This is a genomic window from Bacillus sp. FSL R5-0512, from assembly GCF_038593295.1.
GTDB lineage: Bacteria > Bacillota > Bacilli > Bacillales > Bacillaceae > Bacillus > Bacillus safensis.
The window spans coordinates 2,854,083-2,878,476 of sequence record NZ_CP151982.1 but is presented as its reverse complement, the minus strand read 5'-3'; the positions used below and the strand labels follow the sequence as shown (position 1 = coordinate 2,878,476).

The 24,394-nt window shown below is 42.9% G+C and carries 27 protein-coding genes and 1 pseudogene; 20 read left to right on the top strand and 8 right to left on the bottom strand.

Annotation, left to right across the window (positions count from 1 at the left end):
- Positions 1-33: 33 nt before the first annotated feature.
- Positions 34-1,203, bottom strand: a complete 1,170-nt coding sequence (locus NSQ25_RS14910) for a helix-turn-helix domain-containing protein (RefSeq protein WP_326135741.1) — start codon at positions 1,201-1,203, stop codon at positions 34-36.
- A gap of 305 nt (positions 1,204-1,508) precedes the next feature.
- On the opposite strand from NSQ25_RS14910, the gene NSQ25_RS14905 reads away from it, so the two are divergent.
- From NSQ25_RS14905 to yunB, 4 genes are all read left to right on the top strand, one after another.
- Positions 1,509-2,360, top strand: a complete 852-nt coding sequence (locus tag NSQ25_RS14905; RefSeq protein WP_034282640.1) for a DUF72 domain-containing protein — start codon at positions 1,509-1,511, stop codon at positions 2,358-2,360.
- A 66-nt stretch (positions 2,361-2,426) separates the two neighbouring features.
- On the top strand, positions 2,427-3,800 hold the full coding sequence (locus NSQ25_RS14900) for a bifunctional UDP-sugar hydrolase/5'-nucleotidase (protein ID WP_326135306.1): 1,374 nt from the start codon (positions 2,427-2,429) through the stop codon (positions 3,798-3,800).
- A 67-nt stretch (positions 3,801-3,867) separates the two neighbouring features.
- On the top strand, positions 3,868-4,173 hold the full coding sequence (locus NSQ25_RS14895) for a DUF1805 domain-containing protein (protein WP_034282637.1): 306 nt from the start codon (positions 3,868-3,870) through the stop codon (positions 4,171-4,173).
- 69 nt (positions 4,174-4,242) lie between these two features.
- Positions 4,243-5,013 (top strand): sporulation protein YunB, encoded by a 771-nt coding sequence (gene yunB, locus NSQ25_RS14890; protein WP_080701219.1) that lies wholly within the window; start codon positions 4,243-4,245, stop codon positions 5,011-5,013.
- 26 nt (positions 5,014-5,039) lie between these two features.
- On the opposite strand, the gene NSQ25_RS14885 is transcribed toward yunB, so the two are convergent.
- Positions 5,040-5,984 (bottom strand): M23 family metallopeptidase, encoded by a 945-nt coding sequence (locus NSQ25_RS14885; protein WP_229137106.1) that lies wholly within the window; start codon positions 5,982-5,984, stop codon positions 5,040-5,042.
- Between the two features lie 326 nt (positions 5,985-6,310).
- Between NSQ25_RS14885 and lipA the strand changes: the two genes are divergently transcribed.
- Positions 6,311-7,207 carry a lipoyl synthase gene (lipA, locus tag NSQ25_RS14880; RefSeq protein WP_008360456.1) on the top strand — a complete coding sequence of 299 codons (897 nt, stop codon included), beginning with the start codon at positions 6,311-6,313 and terminating at the stop codon, positions 7,205-7,207.
- 38 nt (positions 7,208-7,245) lie between these two features.
- Here lipA and NSQ25_RS14875 read toward each other — a convergent pair whose 3' ends face one another.
- On the bottom strand, positions 7,246-7,881 hold the full coding sequence (locus NSQ25_RS14875; protein ID WP_024425978.1) for a YhcN/YlaJ family sporulation lipoprotein: 636 nt from the start codon (positions 7,879-7,881) through the stop codon (positions 7,246-7,248).
- 120 nt (positions 7,882-8,001) lie between these two features.
- Between NSQ25_RS14875 and NSQ25_RS14870 the strand changes: the two genes are divergently transcribed.
- From NSQ25_RS14870 to NSQ25_RS14860, 3 genes are read left to right on the top strand one after another with little or no spacing between them, the layout of a single operon-like run.
- Positions 8,002-8,277, top strand: a complete 276-nt coding sequence (locus tag NSQ25_RS14870) for a YutD family protein (RefSeq protein WP_024423368.1) — start codon at positions 8,002-8,004, stop codon at positions 8,275-8,277.
- Positions 8,278-8,296: 19 nt separating this feature from the next.
- Entirely contained in the window at positions 8,297-8,731 is a 435-nt protein-coding gene (locus NSQ25_RS14865; RefSeq protein WP_034282630.1) for a DUF86 domain-containing protein, read from the top strand.
- Between the two features lie 18 nt (positions 8,732-8,749).
- Positions 8,750-9,523: a TIGR01457 family HAD-type hydrolase gene (locus tag NSQ25_RS14860; RefSeq protein ID WP_326135997.1), complete on the top strand. Its 774-nt coding sequence runs from the start codon at positions 8,750-8,752 to the stop codon at positions 9,521-9,523.
- Between the two features lie 39 nt (positions 9,524-9,562).
- Here NSQ25_RS14860 and NSQ25_RS14855 read toward each other — a convergent pair whose 3' ends face one another.
- A complete protein-coding gene (locus tag NSQ25_RS14855) occupies positions 9,563-10,063 on the bottom strand; it encodes a phosphatidylglycerophosphatase A (protein WP_025094161.1) in 501 nt (166 codons plus the stop codon).
- Positions 10,064-10,195: 132 nt separating this feature from the next.
- Here NSQ25_RS14855 and yutH point away from each other — a divergent pair, with 132 nt between their 5' ends.
- The 6 genes from yutH (at position 10,196) to NSQ25_RS14825 (ending at position 17,849) form a co-directional block, all read left to right on the top strand.
- Positions 10,196-11,215 (top strand): spore coat putative kinase YutH, encoded by a 1,020-nt coding sequence (gene yutH, locus NSQ25_RS14850; protein ID WP_034282627.1) that lies wholly within the window; start codon positions 10,196-10,198, stop codon positions 11,213-11,215.
- Positions 11,216-11,292: 77 nt separating this feature from the next.
- Positions 11,293-12,261 (top strand): D-glycerate dehydrogenase, encoded by a 969-nt coding sequence (locus NSQ25_RS14845; protein ID WP_034282624.1) that lies wholly within the window; start codon positions 11,293-11,295, stop codon positions 12,259-12,261.
- Between the two features lie 223 nt (positions 12,262-12,484).
- Complete coding sequence (locus NSQ25_RS14840; RefSeq protein WP_034282622.1) at positions 12,485-13,789, top strand: homoserine dehydrogenase; 1,305 nt, start codon at positions 12,485-12,487, stop codon at positions 13,787-13,789.
- The gene (thrC, locus tag NSQ25_RS14835; RefSeq protein ID WP_326135740.1) at positions 13,786-14,847 is read left to right on the top strand and encodes a threonine synthase; all 1,062 of its coding nucleotides are present in this window, start codon (positions 13,786-13,788) and stop codon (positions 14,845-14,847) included. Before NSQ25_RS14840 ends, thrC begins: the two co-directional genes overlap by 4 nt.
- A complete protein-coding gene (thrB, locus tag NSQ25_RS14830) occupies positions 14,844-15,776 on the top strand; it encodes a homoserine kinase (protein ID WP_070325983.1) in 933 nt (310 codons plus the stop codon). Before thrC ends, thrB begins: the two co-directional genes overlap by 4 nt.
- 102 nt (positions 15,777-15,878) lie before the next feature.
- Complete coding sequence (locus tag NSQ25_RS14825) at positions 15,879-17,849, top strand: S9 family peptidase (RefSeq protein ID WP_326135738.1); 1,971 nt, start codon at positions 15,879-15,881, stop codon at positions 17,847-17,849.
- 226 nt (positions 17,850-18,075) lie between these two features.
- On the opposite strand, the pseudogene NSQ25_RS14820 reads toward NSQ25_RS14825, so the two are convergent.
- Positions 18,076-18,375, bottom strand: a pseudogene (locus NSQ25_RS14820) (NifU family protein).
- 121 nt (positions 18,376-18,496) lie between these two features.
- Here NSQ25_RS14820 and NSQ25_RS14815 point away from each other — a divergent pair.
- Together NSQ25_RS14815 and NSQ25_RS14810 are read left to right on the top strand one after the other, a co-directional pair.
- A complete protein-coding gene (locus tag NSQ25_RS14815) occupies positions 18,497-18,826 on the top strand; it encodes a YuzD family protein (RefSeq protein WP_081124789.1) in 330 nt (109 codons plus the stop codon).
- Positions 18,827-18,926: 100 nt separating this feature from the next.
- Positions 18,927-19,157: a hypothetical protein gene (locus NSQ25_RS14810; RefSeq protein WP_046313316.1), complete on the top strand. Its 231-nt coding sequence runs from the start codon at positions 18,927-18,929 to the stop codon at positions 19,155-19,157.
- A gap of 50 nt (positions 19,158-19,207) precedes the next feature.
- Here the strand turns inward: NSQ25_RS14810 and NSQ25_RS14805 are convergent, their stop codons facing one another.
- Complete coding sequence (locus NSQ25_RS14805) at positions 19,208-20,275, bottom strand: NAD(P)/FAD-dependent oxidoreductase (protein ID WP_326135736.1); 1,068 nt, start codon at positions 20,273-20,275, stop codon at positions 19,208-19,210.
- Between the two features lie 255 nt (positions 20,276-20,530).
- Between NSQ25_RS14805 and NSQ25_RS14800 the strand changes: the two genes are divergently transcribed.
- The 3 genes from NSQ25_RS14800 (at position 20,531) to NSQ25_RS14790 (ending at position 22,328) form a co-directional block, all read left to right on the top strand.
- Positions 20,531-20,767 carry a YuzB family protein gene (locus NSQ25_RS14800; RefSeq protein ID WP_008346813.1) on the top strand — a complete coding sequence of 79 codons (237 nt, stop codon included), beginning with the start codon at positions 20,531-20,533 and terminating at the stop codon, positions 20,765-20,767.
- 270 nt (positions 20,768-21,037) lie between these two features.
- Entirely contained in the window at positions 21,038-21,892 is an 855-nt protein-coding gene (gene dapF, locus NSQ25_RS14795) for a diaminopimelate epimerase (protein WP_046313318.1), read from the top strand.
- A 73-nt stretch (positions 21,893-21,965) separates the two neighbouring features.
- Positions 21,966-22,328, top strand: a complete 363-nt coding sequence (locus NSQ25_RS14790; protein ID WP_024423354.1) for an iron-sulfur cluster assembly accessory protein — start codon at positions 21,966-21,968, stop codon at positions 22,326-22,328.
- A gap of 121 nt (positions 22,329-22,449) precedes the next feature.
- Here NSQ25_RS14790 and NSQ25_RS14785 read toward each other — a convergent pair whose 3' ends face one another.
- Positions 22,450-22,866 (bottom strand): hypothetical protein, encoded by a 417-nt coding sequence (locus tag NSQ25_RS14785; protein WP_326135734.1) that lies wholly within the window; start codon positions 22,864-22,866, stop codon positions 22,450-22,452.
- Positions 22,867-23,062: 196 nt separating this feature from the next.
- On the opposite strand from NSQ25_RS14785, the gene NSQ25_RS14780 reads away from it, so the two are divergent.
- On the top strand, positions 23,063-23,269 hold the full coding sequence (locus NSQ25_RS14780; protein WP_024425965.1) for a hypothetical protein: 207 nt from the start codon (positions 23,063-23,065) through the stop codon (positions 23,267-23,269).
- Between the two features lie 46 nt (positions 23,270-23,315).
- Here the strand turns inward: NSQ25_RS14780 and yumC are convergent, their stop codons facing one another.
- Positions 23,316-24,314 (bottom strand): ferredoxin--NADP reductase 2, encoded by a 999-nt coding sequence (gene yumC / locus NSQ25_RS14775; RefSeq protein WP_034282604.1) that lies wholly within the window; start codon positions 24,312-24,314, stop codon positions 23,316-23,318.
- Positions 24,315-24,394 lie beyond the last annotated feature (80 nt).

Genomic DNA, 24,394 nt, shown 5'->3' with positions numbered 1-24,394 from the left:
CTCCAAACTATATGAAGTTTCAGAAGAAAAAATTCAATCAGGATGGGATGAGAGAAACATTTGAATACGGAATGCTAAGCGCAGCCGCAATGTTGCGTCAGAATCTTTTAAGCTGATTCGAAGCAATTCTTCACACTTCTCGAGGCGATAAATGACCGTGTTGCGATGAATGGACAATCGTTTGGCTGTTTCTGAAATGTGGCAATGGGTTTCTAAATAGACAGATAAGGTGTGAAGAAGGCTTTGATCGACTTGTGATGGTTCAGATAACGGGTGAAGGTGCAGCTGGTGAAACGTGATCATATCCTTTCTTGGAATGAGCCTTAGTAAATCTGGCACATCCTTCGCTTGATAAAATTGAATATATTCAGTACGCGATGAGAGATGTCCTGTTTGAAGAGCCTCTAATGCTTCATTGTAGCCTTCAGACAGATGGGAGATGAGGCAGCCCGTCAAGCTCACCCCAAAAGAAATAGTATGATTCACTTGCAGTTTAACAAGCATCTGCAACTGTTTTAAAAAAGAGCTGAGCCTGCCGCTAACCTCCGGCCAACTGCCAGTCTCCTCCATCAATACAACACCCATATCACCTTTGACAAACAGAAAAGCAGGAAATGGGCAGCTTGGAAGTGCACTTTCGAGCAGATCAACCATTTGATCTAAAACCATTTGCTGCTTCATAAAACATGTGGAATCACTGCGCTCGTCAAGCTGACAGATCATACATAGATAGCGGCATTCGGCGTTTAATCCAAATGCCTGAGCGAAATGTAAGGGATGTTGCTGGGAAGACGATGCCCTCTCTATCCATTTGCGAAAGCCCTCATTTCTAGCACGCTTGGCCGTTTGCAGGGCGGCATATTGTCTCATACGTGCAATCGACATTTCGTTTACTGCTTTTGCAATGATCCCATGCAAAGTTTTATTCTGAAGGTGAATGAAAGCAAGGATGACCAGATAATCACATGTTTGTTCGTTTAGATCAATTGGAAAGATGGAAAAGGTTTGTTTTGCATGTATCATTGAAAAAGAATGAGTTGTCCTGCTTTGGAAAAAGGGGAGAATGTGCATCCATTCTGGGCTCGTGATCATGGGGGAAGAGGTATAGAGAATACGTCCATGCTGGTTAAACAAATAGATGGGCTTGTGAATCTTTTTGGCCAATTTTTGTAAAATTTTAAACTGATTATCGTCTATGTTCATATCCACTGGGTCTCCTTTATTGGTGAAGATGAATAAAAAAATGGACAATCACTGTCAACATCTCTGATATGCATTTTATGTTATCAGCTAAAATCATTTTAGATAGAAAGTTGTCAATTCATATAACAAACAAACAGAGCGTCAGGACAAAATCACGTGCCGCCAGTCATCTTCATTCAGAATTACGAGCAAATATGATATGTTGTAGACAGAAGAATTTCTTTCAGAAATATGGGTATCACAAGGAATAAAGGCTTTGATGTGAGGAAGCCGTCTATACATGAGAGTGGCAAGAGGTGAGAAACATGATTTATATCGGATTAACTGGCTGGGGAGATCATGACAGTCTTTATCCGCCGAGAATCGGCAGCGCGCAAAAGCTGTTTCACTACGCATCAACGTTTCCGATTGTGGAACTGGATGCCAGCTTTTATGCGGTTCAGCCTGAGCGTAATCATGAAAAGTGGATAAAGGATACGCCAGATGACTTTCAATTTGTTGTGAAAGCATACCAAGGAATGACTGGACATCAAAGGGGCGAGATTCCGTTTGCTTCGAAGGAGGACATGTTTGATGCATTTATTCTTTCGCTGACTCCGCTCATTCGTGAAGGGAAACTGGCCATGGTGCTCTTTCAATTTCCACCTTGGTTTGATTGCAAAAAAGAGCACGTTCACTATTTAAGATGGTGTAAGGAGAAGATGGGAGATATTCCATGTGCTCTCGAATTCCGAAACCGTACATGGTTTTCAGAGGAATTTTATGAGCAGACTTTGTCTTTTATGGAAAAGGAAGGATGGATTCATTCCGTCTGTGATGAACCGCAAGTCGGAGAAGGCTCCATTCCGCCAGTCATACAAGCTACACACCGTGATAAAACCTTGGTCCGATTTCACGGGAGGAATAAACAGGGCTGGCTTCACCCGGCAGACCATGAGAATTGGCGTGAAGTAAGATACTTATATTTATATAATGAAGCTGAATTAAAAGAGTGGAAAAAGAATCTCGACATCCTGCATCAGCAATCGAAAGATGTCTATGTCGTGTTTAATAATAACTCTGGCGGAGATGCAGCGGCGAATGGCCAGCAGATGATTGATTTGCTGGATATCACCTATTCAAACCTGTCTCCGAAGCAGTTAGATTTATTTAGTTAACCGAGAGCTGACTGAAGCTTTCAACCTGAATGAGACGGTCAGTGACAACTTGAGGGAGAGATCAACATGCTGCAGAAGCTATGGTTATATCATACAAACGACTTGCACAGCCACTTTGAGAACTGGCCAAAAATTGCAGCTTATATTGAAGAAAAGCGTCAAGTTCACGATCAGATGCTCTTGTTTGATATTGGCGACCATATGGATCGAGTGAACCTCGTATCCGAAGCGGATTATGGAAAGGTAAACGTCAAGCTCCTCAATCAGCTTGGCTATGATGGAGTCACGATCGGGAATAATGAAGGCATTACGCTGCCCCATGATCAGCTGGATCACTTATATGAGAATGCACAATTTCCAGTGGTCCTGTCTAATTTATTTGAGAAAGGCAAAAGGCCATCATGGGCAAAGCCCTATCATATGATCACAATGGAAAACGGACTGAAGATATGTCTCTTAGGCGTGACCATTGCGTATACACCTGTATATGAAAAGCTGGGCTGGAACATTACTGATCCGTTTGACAGCATACGGGACATGCTGCAGGAAGTGAAGGGACAGGCAGATGTCATTGTGCTTTTATCCCATCTCGGTATCATCCATGATCGAGAGGTCGCCCGTGATTTCCCTGACATCGACATCATCCTAGGCTCACACACGCATCATCTGTTAGAACAAGGTGAAATGGACAATGGTGTGCTGCTTGCATGCGCTGAAAAGTATGGGCATTATATTGGCTGTGTTGAGCTGACGATCGATACAGCGCGCAAAGAGCTGATAGAGAAAAAAGCGACAGTACAGTCAGTAGATCAGCTCATCAGTGAATCAGATGAAGCCATCACCACCTTACAGCAAGCAAAAAGAAGAGCGAAAGCACTCATGCAGGAAAAAGTGACAACGATTGAGTCGAAGCTAGAAACGAAATGGTTCGACGAATCTCCGCTTCCGCAGCTCTTAACAGATGCCATTAAAGATTGGTGCGGAGCAGATATTGGCATGATGAATGCAGGAATGGTGCTTGATTCATTAGAGGCAGGGATCGTCACAAGAGAAGAAATCCACCGGATATGTCCGCATCCCATTAATCCCATTCGGGTGACGCTTACCGGTCAACAGCTTATCGAAACAGTTCGACGGGGCTGTGAAGAAAAAATGGAACAGCTGCGCATCAAAGGCTTCGGATTTAGAGGTGAGCTAATGGGGAAAATGCTATATAGCGGACTCAGCTATACGTTAGAGGAAGGCGATGCCAAACGGGTGAAGGATGTCTTTGTACATGGTCAATTGATCAAAAAAGACGCCTCCTATACAGTTGGCACAGTCGATATGTATACATTAGGCTCTCTTTTTCCTCATATCCGTGATCACGAACACATTGAATATTTCATGCCTGAATTTTTACGTGATGTTCTGACATGGCGCTTGAAGGAAGCCAATTGAAATCCGCTTCAGCCTAACAACACGCGCCCTCTTTTCACATAGATTGTGATGAGAGGAGTGAAGGGATTTGGTGAATTTAACACCTATTACAATTGATGGCCATTCCTTTACAGCGGTCACCGTCAAGCTGCCGAAGACAAATTTTATGGCAGTATCAAATGAACATGGGTATATTATGTGCGGTGCACTGGATGTCGGGCTCTTGAATGAAAAGCTTGCAGATAGAGGAATTATTGCAGGAAGAGCAGTTGGTGTAAGAACCATTGAGCAATTGCTCGATGCTCCTTTAGAATCTGTGACATACGCCGCAGAAGCGCTGGGCATCTCAGCTGGAACAATTGGAAGAGATGCATTATTAAAAATGGTGAAATAAAATAGAGAGATGATTCCTATCCCCCCGCCTGTCTGCATACACATGTAATGGAGAAGGGGGGATTTTTTATTGAGAATGAACCGCCGTTATCGCCCCTACAAGAAGGGCCCTTTGCCATTTCGTTACGTCATGCTGCTTGCGATCTTATTCTTTGTGCTCTCAACCGTGATTAGTTTATTTTTTATCAACCGATCCATTAAACCTACCCTTATTCACATTGCTGAACTCGAAACAGAGCGCATCGCCAATCACCTCATACAATATTCAGTGCAAGACTTTGCAGATGATCAGGAGAATATGAAGGATATGGTGGTCATGAATACAAGTGAGAACGGAAAAGTGACGACCATCGATTTTAATGCGCAAGCAACATCGAAAGCAATGGCTGACCTCTCGCGTCATCTTCAAAAAAATTTAGAGGACATTGAAAAGGGGAACTTTCAAAAAGAGGCAAAAGAAGCATTAAAGGATCAAACAGATGGACATGACGGCATTATATATAACATTCCGCTTGGGCAAGCATCCGGAAATGCACTCATCGCCAACCTCGGACCAAAAGTGCCTGTGCGCTTTAGTGTGATTGGTGATCCGCATACGGACGTTGAAAAAAACATTAAGCCTTATGGTATCAACAATGCCTTGATTGATATTAGTGTTCTGATCGAGGTCAAGGTAAGAGTCATTATCCCATTTGCTTCTGAAACAATCGTAGTTAAAAACTCTGTTCCTGTCTCCATACAAGCCGTTCAAGGAGACGTACCAGATTATTATAATGGCAGTGGAACAAACTCAGGTGCTCCATCAATTGTTCTCCCAGAGAAAAAGGAGAAAAAGGAATAACAGCCCAACAAAGATTGGGCTGTTATTTACTTTCGTTTCCGTTCAGCTCTTTCCCACGCCCTCAAATGAGGATATGGATCAAATGACCATTCCGTTCTGCCGTTGTCTTTGTACATGCCATAGTGAAGATGCGGCGGAAACTTTCCTGCAGTGCCAGGAGGGCCGTAACCGGAGCTTCCGACAGACCCAATCACCTGGCCAGGTTCAACAATTTGACCTGTCTTGAGTCCTTTCGCAAAGCCATTTAAGTGAGCGAAGTAATGATAATGATTATGAATATCTCGAATACCTATCCGCCAGCCGCCAAAACGGTTCCAGCCTTTCATTTCAATCACGCCATACGATGTCGCACGAACGGGAAGTCCATAATGGGCAAATAAATCGGTTCCCTCATGAATTCTTCTGCCTCCAAACCCTCTCGCATCTCCCCATGTACTTCGGTAGCTGTAGTCAGCTCCAACTGGAAGAGGAAAAGCATGCTTTCCAAGATCAAGATGGCCGTAGTGCTTATATAGCTTCATAAAAGATGAAATGATTCCAACGGTTTGATCACGTCCATAATAGTCCCATAAGCCAATTTTTAATTGATCAATGCTGCTGCCGTAGTGAAGCAAGTATTGAGCAAACGTGAACAATACATCCTCATCGTCATCGCTGCTTGCTTTGCCATCCCCATTCCCATCAAGACCAATTCCATCAAACACTTTAATGCTTAAAGGAGAGGTATCCTGTTTATTCGGGTTTTCTGGTCCAATCCACATTTCCCGGGGAATGTAGATGCCAATGACGCCTTTTTGTTTCGGTAAATCTCTTCTGCTTTTTCGAATATTGTGTTCATACTGATCAACTGCAGCAAGTACATACCATGGAACCTGTGTTGTGATGGAGACTTTTTCATATAGGGCCATTCTTTGCTTCAATTCATCTGGCTGCTTGCCCGTCCCTTTTGCATGAACAGGTAAAGGGAGCATTGAAAGAGCAATCATGATGGCTAAAACCACTTTCACAAACGTCCATCTCCTTTCATCGAGCATCATCTTCTACCGTTTAGTGTGGTTAGAACACTCTATTTCATAAGAAGAAAATGTTAGTAATTTTCTTCTGTTTTTTTAGGAGGCTTTTGGGTATTTTTGCAGCTCATTCCCTTGTTGTTCAATCTGTACTATGTTAAAGTGTCTAAAGAAAAGGCTTTAGGCCGAAGATTCAATTTTTTGCAGCTTCTTGGCTGCATCCATCGTATATAGCAGGAAGATTTTTGTAGATGCACCTTTAACGAATTCATATGGAGATGATGGAATTGGCAAAGAAGGAAGAGCACGTAAGAAAACCGGACTGGCTTAAAATTAAGCTGAATACGAATGAAAACTATACCGGTTTAAAGAAAATGATGCGGGAAAACAACCTGCATACCGTTTGTGAGGAAGCAAAATGTCCGAATATTCATGAATGCTGGGCAGTGAGAAGAACCGCTACATTTATGATCCTTGGATCTGTTTGTACGCGCGCATGCCGTTTCTGTGCGGTGAAAACTGGACTTCCGACTGAGCTTGACCTGCAAGAGCCAGAACGCGTGGCAGATTCAGTAGCCTTAATGAATTTAAAGCACGCTGTCATAACAGCGGTTGCAAGGGATGATCAAAAGGATGGCGGAGCAGGTGTGTTCGCTGAAACCGTTCGTGCGATTAGAAGAAAAAGCCCATTCACGACCATTGAAGTTCTCCCTTCAGATATGGGCGGTAATTATGATAACTTGAAGACGTTAATGGACACTCGTCCTGACATTTTAAATCACAACATTGAAACAGTTCGCAGATTAACGCCAAGAGTTCGTGCGCGTGCTACATATGATCGTTCATTAGAATTCTTGCGTCGTGCAAAAGAAATGCAGCCAGACATTCCAACAAAATCAAGCATTATGATTGGACTTGGTGAAACGAAGGAAGAAATCATTGAAGTCATGGATGATCTTCTTGCCAATAATGTGGATATTATGGCGATTGGCCAGTATTTACAGCCTTCGAAAAAGCATTTGAAAGTTCAAAAATACTACCATCCGGATGAGTTTGCAGAGCTGAAGGAAATTGCGATGTCAAAAGGTTTTAGCCACTGTGAAGCTGGGCCGCTTGTGCGCTCTTCCTACCATGCAGATGAACAAGTAAACGAAGCGTCTAAAAAACGTCAGGCGCAAGCATAACAAAGAAAACGCCAGAGCTCTCTGGCGTTTTTCTCGTATTAATTTTGGCCGTAAGGGGCGTTTCTTCTCATCGTACGGTCGGAATTCGTCATCCCATTTGCATCTTCTTGATTCGATATGTTCCCGCCTTGAGGAGAATACTTCATTTGCTGAATCGTTTTGGTTAAAATTTGGTCAAAATCACGTGAATTGGTTTGAAGACGTGAAAAATTGGCAATGGATTGAAAGTGCTCTGGATTATCAGAGACGTATACATGATAATAACGAGGGAGAACAGAAACCGCCGTTTTCTTTACTTGATCGGCAGATTCATCACGATTTTTGTTTCCTGTTCGATACACGATGAGTGCATCCTCATCTGTCACAAGTGTGGCTGCATCTTTGATGTTTGGCAGCTGCACCGTTAAACTTGTAATCACGTGGGCAAGATGCTCACGATTTAAAGCAGGGGTTCTTTCTTTTTGATCCGTTACTTGCTGGCGCTGATAACGAACATATCCTGCTCTGTTTGTATCTGCTTCTGGCATGTTGGAATTATTTCCTTCATGACGATCCGACAGACGGATGGTTTTACTTGAAGAATCTTCATCCACTTGCCGGTTCATACCTGATTGAAAGCCGCACCCGCCTAAAAGCATGCTGAGGAGAATCGCGGCTGTCAGTTGTTTCTTCATAAATGTGACCTCCTTTTTCCTTTAGCTTCGTCTAAATCGTAAAAAACATGCTTTAGCAATTGATGGAGTTCTTCCAATGAATTATCATTAAAGATGGATCGTTTAAAAAGAGGTGAGAAGATGATCGTCGTTCAGAATGCTACCTTTGATCTTGTAAGAGATATCAAAGACGGCTTTAATGAAGAAGCGTTTAAAGCAAGGTACTCAGATATTTTAAATAAGTATGATTATATTGTGGGGGACTGGGGCTATAATCAGCTCAGGCTGAAAGGGTTCTTTGATGACCAAAACCAAAAGGCCACATTTGATACTAAAATCAGCACACTCGATGAATACATTTATGAATACTGTAATTTTGGCTGTGCCTATTTTGTCTTAAAGCGAATCAGAAAATAACGCAAAGGGGAGCGTCATAATGTATTTCGTAGACAGAAAAAAGATTGAAGAGACATTACGTTTTTTCGAGGAGCAATATGGATTGATGCAGAGTCATCAAACATGGACAAGTCCTCTTGAGAAAAAAGCGCTGGAACGAATTGTTCATTTGCTCGTCGAATGTATTCTTGATACTGGAAATGACATGATTGATGGCTTTATTATGCGTGACCCAGGAAGCTATGATGACATCATGGATATACTTGTTGATGAAAAGGTTGTACCAGAAGTGGAAGGAAGTCAGCTGAAAAAGCTTGTCTCATCCCGCAAAACACTTGTGCAGCAATATCAGGAAGTGGTTCATCATGACTTATTGCAGGTGATCAGCGAAGTAGAGCAGGCGCTAGAGGTCTTTCCAAGCCGCATCCGTACCTACTTGGAACAGGAGCTTGGCCCAGTATCAGCGTTTAAATAAACCATTGGAGTTGTGAGCATCATGAAATACAAAGGCTATTTAATTGATTTAGACGGGACCATGTATAAAGGAACAGAAAAGATCGAGGAAGCAGGTCAATTTGTTCAAAAGTTAAATGAGTTGAACATCCCTTACTTGTTTGTCACGAATAACTCATCACGTACGCCAAAGCAGGTAGCGGAAAAACTCGTTTCATTTGATATTCCAGCAACAGAAGAACAAGTGTTTACAACAAGTATGGCGACGGCCAATTATATTGCTGAACAAAAGAAAGATGCGTCAGTTTACGTGATCGGTGAAGAAGGAATCAAGCAGGCCATTGAAGAAAAGGGGCTGACGTTTGGTCAGGAAGACGCTGATTTCGTTGTTGTTGGAATTGATCGGGGCATTACATATGAAAAATTAGCAGTAGGTGCGATTGCCATTCATCAAGGCGCACAATTTGTCTCAACAAATGGAGATATAGCTATTCCAACAGAAAGAGGGCTTTTGCCAGGGAACGGCTCGTTAACATCCGTACTGACCGTGACGACAACGGTTCAGCCGACATTTATCGGAAAGCCGGAATCCATTATTATGGAACAAGCGATGCGTGTACTTGGGACAGATGTGTCTGAGACGCTCATGGTGGGGGATAACTATGATACGGATATTATGGCAGGAATGAATGCAGGAATGGACACATTACTCGTCCATACAGGTGTGACAACAAAAGAGCTGCTTCAGAAGTACGAAAAGCAGCCAACCTATGTCATTGATTCATTATCCGAGTGGATTGAGCGATTATCATAAAAAAAGAGGACAAGCGTTACGCGCGCGTCCTCTTTTTCTTTATTCTGCATTTCTTGCACTATGTGCCAGCCTGCTTGATGCGGCAGCAGCAATAGCGCCAACAATGTCATCTAAAAAGGTGTGGCATTCGCCTGTGGATTTATCGTTGAGTTTCCCCAGAATACCTGGTTTTTCTTTATCGATATATCCGTAATTTGTAAAGCCGATTGAACCATAAATATTGACGATAGCAAAGGATAAAATTTCATCAACGCCATACAGGCTTTCGTCCGTTTCAAGTATTGATTGAAGCGGCTCAGTCAGCTTCTTTTGCTCGGCGAGTACGTCTAGTTCAACGCCCGTTAATATCGCATTTTGGACTTCACGTTTTGCGATGACACGCTCCACATTGTGGATGCACTCTGTCATGTCTAAGCCAGGATGATATTTTTCCTGTAAAAAGTAGACAAGGTCTGCTATATCTTGAATGGTTACGCCTCGTTCTTGTAAACGGCGTCTTGCTGTTTTTTCTACTTCGTTCATCTCATGATGATGCGGCATGTATTCCTCACCCAATCCTCGTAATTTGTCCACAACGTGTAAAAAGCTTCGGATAGTAAATAGTATTCATAAATCCCTCAACCTGCGACTACGATATGATAAGAGATTGATCATAGGAACGCAGGTGAAAACATGAAAGAAACCATTTATCACACATTTGGTATTGATGTTCGTCAATTTACGCCATATGGCAGTTATCAGAGCTTTCAAACGGCGGAGGCTCTCTTCCTCATTGTTCCTGTGTCTCATTTGCGAGAAGAAGAACTCTCGGAGTTGTATCATATCAGTCAGTATTTACTGAATGCTGGAGACCCATACGTCGCTGTGTTTGAATTAACAAATGAAGAGAAGCCCACCTTTACTCATGGAAAGGAGCAGTACGCTTTATTAAAAGCGGCGCCACCGCTCTCAAGCCGCTCGTTTCAGCAAGCTTCAGAGCTGGCAGCCTTTCATGTCAGGGGAAGAGGCTTTCCATATGAAGTATCCGAAACAAAACGTGTCGGTGCCTGGAAGGAATTATGGGCAAAACGATTAGATCAGCTCGAAGGCTTTTGGATGCAGCAAATGCATCAAAAACCGCTGGAACGGTTTGAACAAAAATTCATTGAATCGTTTCCGTATTATCTTGGATTAACGGAGAATGCCATTCAATATTTAGTCGATACTGAGCTTGATGATGAACCGAAAGAAGGTGACTCAGGCACTGTCTGTCATCAGCGCTTTTCACGTATGACATGGCCGCATGAGCAGCCGCTGCGTTTACCTGTGGATTGGGTCTTTGATCATCCAACCCGTGATATTGCTGAATACTTAAGAGAGACCTTTGTACAGCATAAGGAGGATTTAATTGAAGAAGGCTTTTCCTTTCTTCAGCAATATGAGGAGGTGACACCTCTTTCCTCCTTTTCAAAGCGTTTGTTATACAGCCGCCTGCTGTTCCCGCTTCATTACTTTGAAATTGTGGAAGGCTACTATATGTCGGGAGAAAATGAAAAGTCATACTATGAAGAGCGGTTAGATTACGTCTTAAATGATGCCAATCGCTATGAATACTTTCTAAAGGTCTTTCAAGAAATGAGTGCCATGCGAAGCGGCGGGACCCCCATTCCGGCTGTTGGCTGGATTCAGCCTGCAGCTGATTTGAAGTTTTAGTGAACAGACGAAACGTCTCTTTTCTCTTGAGACGTTTTTCGTTATGCTTAAAGAAATCAATTAAAGGAGTGTTCTTCTTGCCAAAACCTTATGTCTATATCACAAGAAAGCTGGATGAAGCATCACTTACACCATTAAAAGAAGTCGCTCATGTTGAGATGTGGCCAAGCGAGGATGAGCCGTGTCCAAGAGAAGAGTTAGAAACACAAGCTGCTAAAGCGGATGCGCTTCTCACCATGCTGTCAGATCAAATAGATGAGCCGCTTTTATCAAAGGCTCCGAATATCAAGGTGGTTGCAAACCTTGCTGTTGGCTATGACAATATTGATCTTGAAGCAGCCAAAAAGCACGGAATCACCGTATGTCATACACCAGACGTCTTAACAGAATCGACGGCGGATTTAGCCTTTGCTCTTCTGATGGCGTCAGCTAGACGCATTGTCGAGGCGAGTGATTGGATTAAGAATGGAAACTGGACAGGCTGGGGGCCGCTTCTTCTTGCCGGTGCTGATGTTCATCACAAAACGCTCGGGATTGTCGGAATGGGCAGCATTGGAACAGCACTTGCCAAGCGGGCCAAAGGCTTTAATATGAATGTCCTTTATCATAATCGTTCAAGAAAACCCGAAGCAGAAGCGCAGCTTGGCGTGACCTATGCGGCTTTTGAGGAACTGCTCAAGCAGTCTGATTTCATCGTCTGTCTGACGCCGTTAACCCCGGAAACGAAAGACATGTTTAATGAAAAAGCATTTGATCTGATGAAGAACTCTGCTTATTTCATTAACGTATCAAGAGGACAGACTGTGGATGAGGATGCTTTATACGAGGCTGTCACAACAGGAAAAATTGCCGGCGCTGGTCTGGATGTATTTAGACAGGAACCTGTCAGCCCATCTCATCCGTTAACGACATTACGTAACGTCACAGTCCTTCCTCATATTGGAAGTGCTAGTGTCGAAACAAGAAAAACAATGATGCGTTTATGTGCTGAAAATATTGCGCTTGTCTTACAAGACGAGCCAGCCAAAACGCCGGTTCGTTTATAATATAAGGCTTCCCGGTGTTCGGGAGCTTTTCTTACAAAAATATTTTGAAAATATAGAATCTTGATATAAATAGCTGTTAAGCGGTTTCATTCTGACAATCTCTTATTTTATTACCTTGTCAAAATGAGGATACCCCTTTATAATGTGTGTACATTGAATGTCTGTGTAAGGTTAACAAATGTCTTTTTAGAGAGGACATTTACGTAGAAAGGTGGAATTTCAGGTGAAGGCAATTCGAGTTGGGCTATTAGGATTAGGAACAGTGGGAAGCGGTGTCGTAAAAATTATCCAAGACCATCAGGATAAATTAATGCACCAAATCGGCTGTCCGGTATTAATACAAAAAGTGCTTGTGAGCAATCCCGATAAAAAAAGAGATGTGGATGTCGCAAGAGAGGTCTTCACAACTGAAGTATACGATGTGATTAGAGATCCAGAGGTCGACGTCATCATTGAAGTGATGGGCGGCATTGAAGAGACAAAACAATATTTAATAAATGCGTTGAATGAGAAGAAGCATGTCATTACAGCCAATAAAGATTTAATGGCGCTTTACGGTACGGAGCTTTTACATGTAGCGAAAGAAAATGGCTGTGATCTTTATTATGAAGCAAGTGTCGCCGGAGGAATTCCGATTCTGCGTACGCTGGAGGAAGGGCTGGCCTCTGACCGAATCACGAAGATGATGGGGATTGTGAACGGTACAACGAATTTTATTTTAACGAAAATGAATGTCGATAAAAGCGCATATGAGGACGTCTTAAAAGAAGCACAGGATCTAGGCTTTGCAGAAGCAGATCCGACAGCTGATGTAGAAGGACTGGATGCAGCAAGAAAAATGGCGATTCTTGCAAGGCTCGGTTTTTCCATGAATGTAGATTTAGAGGATGTCAAGGTGAAAGGTATTTCTGATATCTCTGATGAGGATATTAATTTCAGTAAGCGGTTTGGCTATACAATGAAGCTGATCGGAATTGCTCAGCGGGACGGAGAGAAAGTAGAGGTCAGCGTTCAGCCAACTTTACTTCCTGATCATCATCCATTATCATCTGTCAACAATGAATTCAATGCGGTGTATGTCTACGGAAGTGCTGTAGGAGAAACGATGTTTTACGGACCTGGAGCAGGAAGTCTGCCGACAGCAACAGCTGTTGTATCAGACTTAGTCGCAGTAATGAAAAACATGCGCCTTGGCGTGAACGGAAGCGGATTTATCGCACCGCAGTTTGAGAAGAAAATCAAATCCTCATCAGAAATATTTGCTCAGCAATTTTTAAGAATTCATGTTAGAGATCAAGTCGGGGCATTCTCCCGCATTACATCTATTTTTTCTGAAAGAGGGATCAGTTTTGAAAAGATTCTTCAGCTTCCTGTGAAAGGACATGATGAGCTGGCTGAAATTGTGATTATTACACATCAGACCTCAGAAGAAGATTTCTCAAATATCCTGCAAAAATTAAACGACCTCGACGTGGTGGTTCAAGTGAAGAGCACGTACCGAGTAGAAGGGAACGGTTTAAGCCGATGAAATGGAATGGACTCATTGAAGAATTTCAGGAATTCTTACCAGTAAACGAATCTACACCTAAACTAACATTAAATGAAGGGAATACACCGCTGGTCCACCTCGCCAAGCTTTCAGAAAAGCTGGGGATTGAGCTTCATGTGAAAACAGAAGGCGTCAATCCAACAGGCTCTTTCAAGGATCGAGGAATGGTCATGGCCGTTGCAAAGGCGAAAGAAGAAGGCAATGATACGATCATGTGCGCCTCAACAGGGAATACCTCTGCAGCAGCAGCGGCTTATGCAGCCCGTGCTGATATGAAATGTATTGTCATCATTCCAGATGGGAAAATTGCCTTCGGTAAGCTTGCACAGGCCGTCATGTACGGAGCAGAAATCATTGCCATTGACGGCAACTTTGATGATGCACTGAAAATCGTCCGCAGCATCTGTGAAAAAGCGCCGATTGCCCTTGTGAACTCGGTCAACCCTTATAGAATTGAAGGACAAAAGACAGCGGCATTTGAAATCTGTGAGCAGCTAGGCTCTGCCCCAGACGTACTGGCGATTCCTGTTGGAAATGCCGGGAACATCACGGCATACTGGAAAGGCTTCAAGGAATATCACGAGAAAAAAGGAACAGGACTGCCTGTCATGCGCGGTTTTGAAGCAGAAGGTGCAGCGGCAATCGTTCGAAATGAAGTGATTGAGCAGCCAGAAACAGTGGCAACGGCTATCCGTATCGGAAATCCAGCGAGCTGGAAACAAGCTGTGGCAGCCGCAGATGAATCAAACGGAAAGATTGATGAAGTGACTGATGAAGAAATTCTTCATGCATATCAATTGATTGCACGTGAAGAAGGTGTGTTTGCAGAGCCGGGCTCATGTGCGTCGATTGCGGGCGTTCTAAAGCAGGTGAAATCTGGAGAAATCAAGCCAGGCAGTAAAGTTGTTGCGGTACTAACAGGCAATGGGCTGAAAGATCCAAATACGGCTATCGATATTTCACAAATCAAGCCGGTCACACTCGATGCAAATGAAGATCAAATTCTTGAACACTTAGAGAAGGCCGCACGCGTATGAGTGAAGCCTCCATGCTTTTTTCAATCACAGTACCGGGAAGCACTGCCAATTTAGGACCAGGCTTTGATTCAGTTGGAATGGCGCTCAGCCGCTATTTAAAGCTATCGGTCTTTGACCATGATAGCTGGCTGTTTGAAGCAGAAACAGATGTCGTGTCTGGGATTCCATCAGGCACCGACAATCTGATTTACCAAACAGCCAAAAAGGTCGCAGATGACTTTGGAAAAACACTCCCGCCTGTTCATGTCAAAGTGTGGAGTGACATTCCATTGGCACGGGGGCTTGGCAGCAGTGCTGCTGCCATCGTGGCCGCCATTGAACTCGCCAATCAGCTTCTTGAATTAAATATGACAGATGATCAGAAGCTCTTTTATGCAAGTGAGGTAGAAGGTCATCCAGATAATGCGGGTGCTTCTTTATTTGGTGGTTTACTAATTGGACTCCATGAAGAAGACAAAACACATGCCGTGAAAGTGCAGCATGTGGATGTAGATGTCGTCGTGGTGATTCCTTTTTATGAAGTGCTGACAAAGGATGCCCGCGATGTCCTGCCAGAGGATTTCTCCTATAAGCATGCCGTCAGTGCGAGTGCTGTGAGCAACGTCCTTGTGGCCGCCTTAATGACGCAAAACTGGCCGCTTGTTGGAGAAATGATGAATAAGGATTTATTTCATCAGCCTTACCGCACAATGCTCGTTCCAGAGCTGTCGAAGGTAGAGCATGTCGCTTCGCTCAAAGGAGCGTATGGAACGGCTTTGAGCGGTGCTGGGCCGACGATCCTCACCTTAGTGGAAAAAGGGAAGGGAGAAGCGCTGAAAGAACAGCTTGCCCAAAACTTCCCGCATTGCGAAGTCGATTTGCTGACGGTGCCAGTAGAAGGTGTTGTCGTGCAGCATCATCCTGTTAATCAAGTAAAGAACGTGCTGTGAATCTGCACGTTCTTTTTTTATGCTTGTTTTTATGGGAAGAAGCAGGGATTATTATTTAGAGGATCGAACTATTTTTTAAGCATAAAAGGGGGAGATACGTTCATGAAGAAATTGATGACGGCAGAAGATTTAACGAAGATTGTTTCTGTTTCCCATCCGGTTTATTCACCAGATGGAAAAAAGGCAGTCTTTACAAAAGTCACTGTGAATGAGAAAAAGGACGATTACAATATCCATTTATGGGTTCGAGATGAAGAGACAGAGGAGCTGGCACAATGGACATTTGAGGATGGAAAGCATCATCAGCCAGTTTGGTCAAAAGACGGCAAGCAGCTTGCTTTTATTTTACAAAAGCCAAAGGAAGTCCCTCAGCTGGCGCTCATGAAGAGCGAAGGAGGCGGCGTGCGAACCTTAACGACGATTCCTTACGGAGTATCTCATCCTGTCTTTTCTCCAGATGGTGCTTTTCTTTATGCGGCTGTGTCATTGAAACAATCAGAATCTGTTCATGATGAAAAAAAGGAAGAGCAAGATGACTTTGCTCCAGCGGTATATGATGATTTGACCTATAAAGCAGATGGAAGAGGCTTTTTAGATGGGCGTGTCACGCAGATCGTGAAGGTGGATATCGATTCAGGAGAGATAGAGCCTGTCACGAGCGAGCAGGTTCATCATATGAATCATACGATTTCTCCTTGCGGCAAATGGCTAGCCTTTATTCAATTAAATCCACAGATACCTTACATAAGTGACGTGTGTCTTCTGTCATTAGAAGATGGTCAGACAAAAAAGATCACACAAGCAAACGGCGCTTATTCCACCGTATCTTTTTCTCCAAATGGAGAGAGTCTTTTGTATATTGGACATGAGCGCGAATTTCAAAATGCCACCTTCCCATCACTATGGCTGTATGATCTGAAGGAAGAAAAGACGGTTCAACTGTCAGAAATGCTCGATATGTATGTTGGGAACTGTATGGCAGGAGATAGCGTGATGGGAGAGGTCTATCAGCTTCCGCAGTGGACAAAGGACAGCCAAGGGTTTTATGCGCTTGTTTCTGATCAAGGCAGTACAGGGATTTATTATTTCTCTATTGAAGGTTTAGCCTATCCTGTTCGACTAGAGGCGGAACATATCACCAATTTCAGCCTTCATCCAGATGAATCCAAACTACTGCTCAGCCGGCTTTCACCTATCTCACCAAGTGAGCTGTATGAGATGACATTAGGGGAGACAGAACTAAAGCAAATCACATTCGAGCATCATGATTTTCTAAAGGAGCATATCGTATCGGAACCTGAACCATTTTCTTTTCAGTCAAAAGATGGAGACGAGGTGCATGGCTGGTTTATGAAGCCTTCCCAGATGGAAGAGGGAAAGAAATATCCGCTCATTCTAGAGGTTCATGGCGGACCGCATGCGATGTATGGTCATACGTATTTTCATGAATTTCAAATGCTCGCTTCTGAAGGCTACGCCATCGTGTATATCAACCCGCATGGCAGTCATGGATACGGACAGATGTTTACCAACCGTGTGAGAGGAAGCTATGGTGACGTTGATTATGACGATGTCATGCAGGCTGTTGATCATGTGCTCACAGCCTATGATTTCCTTGATGAAACAAGGCTTGGCGTGACAGGCGGCAGCTATGGGGGTTTTATGACCAACTGGATAGTCGGTCAGACCGACCGTTTTCGCGCAGCTGTCACACAGCGCTCCATTTCAAACTGGATTAGCTTTTACGGCATAAGTGATATCGGTTATTTCTTTACAAGGTGGCAGATTGATGGGGATATTTATGATTCTGTCGATAAGCTATGGGATCGTTCGCCGCTAAAATATGTGAATCAGATGAACACACCGCTTCTCATCTTGCACAGCGATGAAGATTATCGCTGCCCAGTTGATCAGGCAGAGCAGCTTTTTGTGGCCTTGAAGGAGCTTGGGAAAGACACGAGATTGGTCAAATTCCCGAAGGCATCTCATGATTTATCCAGAAGCGGCCACCCGGGGCAGCGCATTCAAAGACTGACGTTTATAAAGGAATGGTTTAGAGAAAAGCTAGCCTAAAAAAACGTCCCTAATCGGGCTGCTTCAGCGTGCTGACAAACCCTCGCATTCGGTGTCAGTCCTGCGTGCTGGTGCTCACGAATAGGAAATTCGCTCCGCGCCAGTACTCGTCTTTCCTAGACTTCAAGGGTTTTCATATCACGCTGAAAAGAAGACAAAGGGCTAAAGCCTTTGTCAATCATGAAAAAAACGACCCTAATTGGGTCGTTTTCATGTCATATATGAATTAGAAAACCTGTTCAACTTCTACAACGCCAGGCACTTCTTCTAATAATGCGCGCTCAATACCGGCTTTCAATGTAATGGTTGAACTTGGGCAGCTGCCGCATGCACCAAGAAGACGTAATTTCACAATGCCATCTTCAATGTCTACAAGCTCACAGTCTCCACCATCACGTAATAGAAATGGACGAAGTTTGTCCAGTACTTCCTGTACTTGGTCTTTCATTTCGACTTCAGTCATTAGATATAATCGCTCCTTTCACAACATATCACCATTATATTCATCTGGACGATAAAAATCTATTGATTGGTTTCAAAGTTTCCTTTTCATTATAGCACAATCTCATCTTGAAACAAAAAGTGATTTTTGCTTTTTTCATCCAGAAAATTCAGCTAAAATGAAGTAAGAATAGGGGGCTTGTCAAATGAACAAAACCGTCGATCTTTATGTATATGGAAGAGATGTACTGTGCGCCAGCTGTGTGAATCTGCCTTCTTCAAAAGATACGTTTGAATGGTTAGATGCAGCATTAAAACGAAAATATCCGAATCAGCCATTTCGCATCACATATATTGATATTGAGCACCCGCCAGAAAATGAACAACAAAAGGAATTGTCTGAACGAATTCTTGATGATGAATTCTTTTATCCGCTTGTCTTAGTAGAGGATCAAATCGTTGGAGAGGGCAATCCAAAATTAAAAGACATTTATCAAGAAATGGAGAAATACGGGTACAAGGAGAGCAGTGATTAAGCTGTTCTTTTTTTGAAAAATAAAAACGAACAAACGTTCTTTTTTGTGTTGAAAAGGAACGTGTGTTCGTTTATAATAAAATGAAAGGAGCGTGAGCATCATGAATTATTTACTGAAACAATCTCTTCATCAGCAAATACCGATTGAGATGATTTATATGAAGAAAAATGGAGAGTGCACAAAGAGAAAAATCATTGTACACCGTCAAACGGATCAACTCATCCAGGCGTATTGTTTATCGAAGAAAACGATGAGAACCTTTCGTAAAGACTGCATCCTTGCCCTTGCTCCGATCAAATGGACCCACTCATCGGCACATGCCGTTTCATAGAAAAAAGCTCCCTCGTCACGAAGGAGCTTTGAGAAAAAATTCACATGATTTTAGCCGTTGTGATGTTTGTACATCCAAAGGAGTCCAGATTTCAGGAGTCTTGGCACCCGGCCAACAAGTGGACGATCTGCGACTAAGCCAAAGCCGGCTTTTTTCCCTAAAGAACCTAAAACACCTTTTAGCTTAAACTGTGGATAAGCCTCAGGAAGCGGCTCATTTTTCCAGCGTTTTTGCAGAGATTGGACAATTTGTTCTGCCTGCGCCTCAGCAAGCTGTGCACTTGGGGCATGCGGCAGACTTGCGCAGTCACCTACAACATATACATGCTCATCCCCTGGGAGGTTGTGATGAGGAGTTAATACGACGCGGCCTTGTGCGTCTTTTTCAACATTCATCTCACGTACCACTTTGCTTGGCTGTATTCCTGCTGTCCACACGATGACATCTGCTTCAATCGCGTCATCATGGTTGTAAACGACACCTTCTTCAACCTTTGTAATATTGGCACAGTTAATGATCTTCACGTCATTTTCTTCAAACCACTTTTGCACATACAAACTTAATCTTTTTGGAAAGCTCGATAGAATCAGCTCTCCGCGGTCGAAAAGAATAATGTTTAAATCAGCACGGCTTTCTCTTAGTTCACTGGCCAGCTCTACCCCGCTAAGTCCAGCACCGACGATGCCAACCGTTGCACCTGCGCTCAAATTGTTTAATTTGTTATACGCATGTCTTGACTGATCAATGGTTTGAATGCTGTATGTATGTTCTTTCGCACCAGGGACATTATGATACTTGTCCTCACAGCCGAGTCCAATCACCGTATCATCATACGGAATCGGTTCACGGTCGCTGAATAAGATCTGTTTGTTTTCAATATCAATTTTTTCTACTTCCCCGTATTGAATATCCAGCTTCGGATGCTCTGGAAAAGATACTCGAATGTGATGATCAGAGATCGTTCCAGCAGCAAGTGCATAATATTCTGTTTTTAAACAGTGGTAAGGATTTCGATCAATTAATGTGATAGTGACATCATCAGGTAATTGATTTGGCAATAAGCGGTGGAGAACCCGCATATTCCCGTAACCTCCGCCGATCAAGACTAAATTTTTCATGACGATTCTCCTTTTCCCCGTAGACATTGAAAAACACTTATACTAAAAAACTTTAAGTTAAAATACCAAATAAAATTATATCGAATTTACTGTGAAACCACAATAATTGTTTCAAAATAACCTACATATTCATCAGTTAGTCCTAAATAGTAAAACATTTTACGAGGAATAGGCGTAACGATACAGATGAAGCTCATATTTTGACTAATACAAGGAATTTCGGTAGGATGGTAAGGCAATGTGAGGTGAAGCACAGTGTTTCCACTGATCGAATTTTGTGTAAGTAATCTTGCACAAGGGTCTCAAGAAGCAAAAGAGAAGCTTGAAAAAGACCCAAACCTAGACGTAATGGAATACGGCTGTTTAAGCTATTGCGGCAAATGTATGGACTCCCCATTTGCACTTGTGAATGGAGAATTTGTTTCAGGAGAAAATGCAGAGCAGCTAGTCGAGCGTATTTATGCTTTTATAGAGGAAAACGACATGTTTTAAATGCACCACATGGGTCATGAGGTGCATTTTTTTCACATTTTCATCTTCCATTTTTAAGGAGAATTAATAGAAAGCGCATCCAATATGTTATGCTAATAAAATATCATCAATATGAAGCATCACACGAGAGAAAAAGAGGCATATGCATAATAAAAGCCCTTTGCCATGGCAGCAAAGAGCTTCTATGTATGAAAAACGGGGGATGATAAGATTGTCTCCTGAATCGACTCCTTTTATACTATAAAGAAACAACATTTTTGGAGGAAGCTCATGACATCATTTCAATTCACGAAAATGCACGGATTAGGAAATAATTATATTTACGTCAATCAGATGAAGGAACAGCTTCCAGAAGAGCAGCTATCAGAGATAGCGATTCGCGTTTCTTCTGTTTATACAGGAATCGGTTCTGACGGGATGATTCTTATTTGCCCATCAGATGTTGCACCTGTGAAGATGCGCATTTTCAACAATGATGGATCAGAGGGTAAAAACTGCGGTAATGGGCTGCGCTGCGTTGCAAAGTATGTGTATGAGCATCAAATTGTGACGGACACAACGTTCCAGATTGAGACATTGTCAGGACTCGTTGAAGCGACCGTTCACGCTCAGGATGGTCACGTTCAGCTAGTCACAGTAGATATGGGAAAACCACGTTTTGAAAAAGAAGCGATGCCAATGCTTGGTGAACCGGCCAGCACAACCATTAATGAGGCACTTGATTTTGGCAAGGCAGTTTTAAATGGAACGGCCGTTTCAATGGGAAACCCGCACATCGTTTTTTATTTAGAGGACATTGAAAAAGCACCGCTTCATACACTTGGACCAATCATCGAAAAACACGACATGTTCCCAGAAGGCGTCAATGTAGAATTTGTAGAAGTTGTCAGTGAAACAGAACTGCATTTTCGTGTGTGGGAAAGAGGTTCAGGGATTACACAGGCCTGCGGAACAGGGGCCTGTGCTGCGGCTGTATCCACAATTGTGAATGGTCAGGCGAAAAAAGAAACAGACATGACCGTTCATTTAGCAGGCGGAGACCTCATCATTCGCTGGAAAGACAATGACCACGTGCTCATGACAGGACCTGCTGAAACGATTTGTGACGGCACATTTTATCTCTAAACCATTTATTTGAGAAAAGGCATCATCACGTTTATAATTGAAAAGAAACATCCAGTCAAAAGGAGGGATGATCATGAGTACACCAGTAACCATTACAGAAGCTGCTGCACTGCAGATTAAAGATATGATGAAAGAACATGAAGAAGAAAATGCGTTCCTTCGAGTGGGCGTAAAAGGCGGCGGCTGCAGCGGTCTCTCATACGGCATGGGCTTTGACCATGAAGTCTCAGAGAAAGACACGCAGTTCGAACAGCACGGCATCAATGTCCTTGTCGATTCCGAAAGCCTTGATATCATGAACGGAACCATCATTGATTTCAAACAATCACTCATGGGCGGCGGTTTCACGATTGACAATCCGAACGCCATCGCGTCATGCGGGTGCGGTTCTTCTTTCAGAACAGCGACGAATACCGGTACGCCGGAAGAGTGTTAACAACTGGTCATGGATAAAGATAAGCCTGCTTGTTCGTTTGTTTTGTAAACAACACGATCAAGCAGGCTTTTTTAATCGAACTGAGAGCAAAGATAAAAGACACTCACTCAGCATCTTTTTCTCATATTTCTTCTTCGATTTTTAACAGTTCTTTGTCGAGGACATAGATCAACTCATGTGTACTAAACAAATAGATCAAGACTTCTTTATTGACATCTTCCACATGTACTTCAACCTCAACTCGAATCTTTGCTGGTTCTCCGCGATACATGACTTCAAACGTACCGATTTCTTTCGTTTCATTGTCCTTTTGCATTTTCTTTATTTCAGACTGTATCTGTTTGATGTCTTGATCATTCAAACCAGAATCCAAAATCGAAGAGGAGACATGTCTTAAAAAAGGTTCTAATTGATTAATATCAATATTCAACCCTGCTGCGAACTCAGCATTACGTTTGTTAAAGTCCTTTGCAAACAGTTCAACTGAGCCTCCAATCATCAGTAATAAGCTCAAACTGATCATTAAACGCTTTAACATCTTTACACCTATCCTTCATTATGAACTTCTTCATTTCCTATATCGGGTTGATCAGATGAAATCTTCATTTTCTCTTCAACAATGTATAAATCGCTCAATTTTGTTACAGCTTGCCCGAACAACTGGCTATTTCCACTCGAAAAGAGTATCATGAGAACCAAACATAAACTGTAGTCAGAAAAGAGGTTGCTGAGGTTTGAGTGAACAAATCAATTGCAGGAACTGTCATGAACTGATTCCGTATCGTTCCAAAACGTGTCCGTCTTGCGGGATTGAGAAGCCGCTTCCGAAAAAGGAACGTGTGAAGGATCGGGTGATTTTGGTTGTGGCAGGGATTGTTGTGGTGCTGCTTGCTGCAATGGTACTTGGGATGGCAAATGCCTATATTGGGATTTTTAAATAAACGAAAAAGGAGTTCCGCGAGTGGGAACTCCTTTTTTGATCCGCTCTTATTTGTTTTCAAATAAGCTTGTGGAATGGAGAGGCTGTACACGGGCTTTCGGGTCCATGTAAGCTTTCGCATTGTTGACAGCAGTTGGTGCTTCACCAAATCCGCTTGCGATCAATTTGACTTTTCCTTCATACGTACAGATGTCTCCTGCCGCATAGAAGCCTTCAATGTTTGTTTCCATTGTAGATTTCACCACGATGGAGTTCTTTTCGATTTCAAGGCCCCATTGTTTGATTGGTCCAAGGGAGGAAACAAAACCGAAGTTGACGATCACGTCGTCCACATCAAGCACTTGTTTTTTGTCGCCTTTGACTTCTTCGAGCACGATTTGTTCAATGCGGTCTTCACCAATGAGCTCAGTTGGTACAAATGGTGTCAGTACATTGACCTTCGAGTTGTGCAGGTTTTCTACACTGTGCTCATGCGCGCGGAATTTATCGCGGCGGTGAATAATGGAGACTTCTTTTGCGATTGGTTCAAGCATAAGTGCCCAGTCCACCGCAGAGTCTCCGCCCCCAAGAACGGCAACACGTCTGCCGGCAAATTGGTTCAAGTCATTAATGAAGTAATGCAGGTTGCTTCCTTCAAATGATTCTGCTGCATCTAGTTCAAGCTTTCTCGGTTGGAATGCACCGTTACCAGCTGTGATGATGATTGTTTTAGAATAATGAATCTCTTGATTTGTCACAAGTTTAAAGATCCCATCTGCCTGTTTTTCAACCGTTTCAACTGCCTGCTCTAAGCAAATGGTTTGATCAAATTTATCCATTTGTTCCTTTAAGTTATCAACTAATTCTTGTGCGCGGATTTTTGGGAATCCAGCCACATCATAAATATATTTTTCAGGGTAAAGAGCGGAAAGTTGACCGCCGAGCTGAGGAAGGCTTTCAATGATTTTCACACTTGCCTGTCTCATGCCTCCGTAAAACGCAGTAAACAATCCAACTGGGCCGCCCCCGATAACGGTAATGTCATATACCTTAGAATCTTCTTGCATTCCTTTAATCCTCCCAAATGAAAATTGTTATCACTATATCATATCATACCACATATCGTCGTTTGACTTGTTTTGAAAAA

What these genes read in the sequence shown, in the direction of transcription:
- NSQ25_RS14910 (WP_326135741.1), bottom strand. Translation starts at nt 1,203, where the DNA reads ATGAACATAGACGATAATCAGTTTAAAATTTTACAAAAATTGGCCAAA.
- NSQ25_RS14905 (WP_034282640.1), top strand. Translation starts at nt 1,509, where the DNA reads ATGATTTATATCGGATTAACTGGCTGGGGAGATCATGACAGTCTTTAT.
- NSQ25_RS14900 (WP_326135306.1), top strand. Translation starts at nt 2,427, where the DNA reads ATGCTGCAGAAGCTATGGTTATATCATACAAACGACTTGCACAGCCAC.
- NSQ25_RS14885 (WP_229137106.1), bottom strand. Translation starts at nt 5,984, where the DNA reads ATGCTCCCTTTACCTGTTCATGCAAAAGGGACGGGCAAGCAGCCAGAT.
- NSQ25_RS14875 (WP_024425978.1), bottom strand. Translation starts at nt 7,881, where the DNA reads ATGAAGAAACAACTGACAGCCGCGATTCTCCTCAGCATGCTTTTAGGC.
- NSQ25_RS14870 (WP_024423368.1), top strand. Translation starts at nt 8,002, where the DNA reads ATGATCGTCGTTCAGAATGCTACCTTTGATCTTGTAAGAGATATCAAA.
- NSQ25_RS14865 (WP_034282630.1), top strand. Translation starts at nt 8,297, where the DNA reads ATGTATTTCGTAGACAGAAAAAAGATTGAAGAGACATTACGTTTTTTC.
- NSQ25_RS14855 (WP_025094161.1), bottom strand. Translation starts at nt 10,063, where the DNA reads ATGCCGCATCATCATGAGATGAACGAAGTAGAAAAAACAGCAAGACGC.
- yutH (WP_034282627.1), top strand. Translation starts at nt 10,196, where the DNA reads ATGAAAGAAACCATTTATCACACATTTGGTATTGATGTTCGTCAATTT.
- thrC (WP_326135740.1), top strand. Translation starts at nt 13,786, where the DNA reads ATGAAATGGAATGGACTCATTGAAGAATTTCAGGAATTCTTACCAGTA.
- thrB (WP_070325983.1), top strand. Translation starts at nt 14,844, where the DNA reads ATGAGTGAAGCCTCCATGCTTTTTTCAATCACAGTACCGGGAAGCACT.
- NSQ25_RS14825 (WP_326135738.1), top strand. Translation starts at nt 15,879, where the DNA reads ATGAAGAAATTGATGACGGCAGAAGATTTAACGAAGATTGTTTCTGTT.
- NSQ25_RS14815 (WP_081124789.1), top strand. Translation starts at nt 18,497, where the DNA reads ATGAACAAAACCGTCGATCTTTATGTATATGGAAGAGATGTACTGTGC.
- NSQ25_RS14810 (WP_046313316.1), top strand. Translation starts at nt 18,927, where the DNA reads ATGAATTATTTACTGAAACAATCTCTTCATCAGCAAATACCGATTGAG.
- NSQ25_RS14805 (WP_326135736.1), bottom strand. Translation starts at nt 20,275, where the DNA reads ATGAAAAATTTAGTCTTGATCGGCGGAGGTTACGGGAATATGCGGGTT.
- dapF (WP_046313318.1), top strand. Translation starts at nt 21,038, where the DNA reads ATGACATCATTTCAATTCACGAAAATGCACGGATTAGGAAATAATTAT.
- NSQ25_RS14790 (WP_024423354.1), top strand. Translation starts at nt 21,966, where the DNA reads ATGAGTACACCAGTAACCATTACAGAAGCTGCTGCACTGCAGATTAAA.
- NSQ25_RS14785 (WP_326135734.1), bottom strand. Translation starts at nt 22,866, where the DNA reads ATGTTAAAGCGTTTAATGATCAGTTTGAGCTTATTACTGATGATTGGA.
- yumC (WP_034282604.1), bottom strand. Translation starts at nt 24,314, where the DNA reads ATGCAAGAAGATTCTAAGGTATATGACATTACCGTTATCGGGGGCGGC.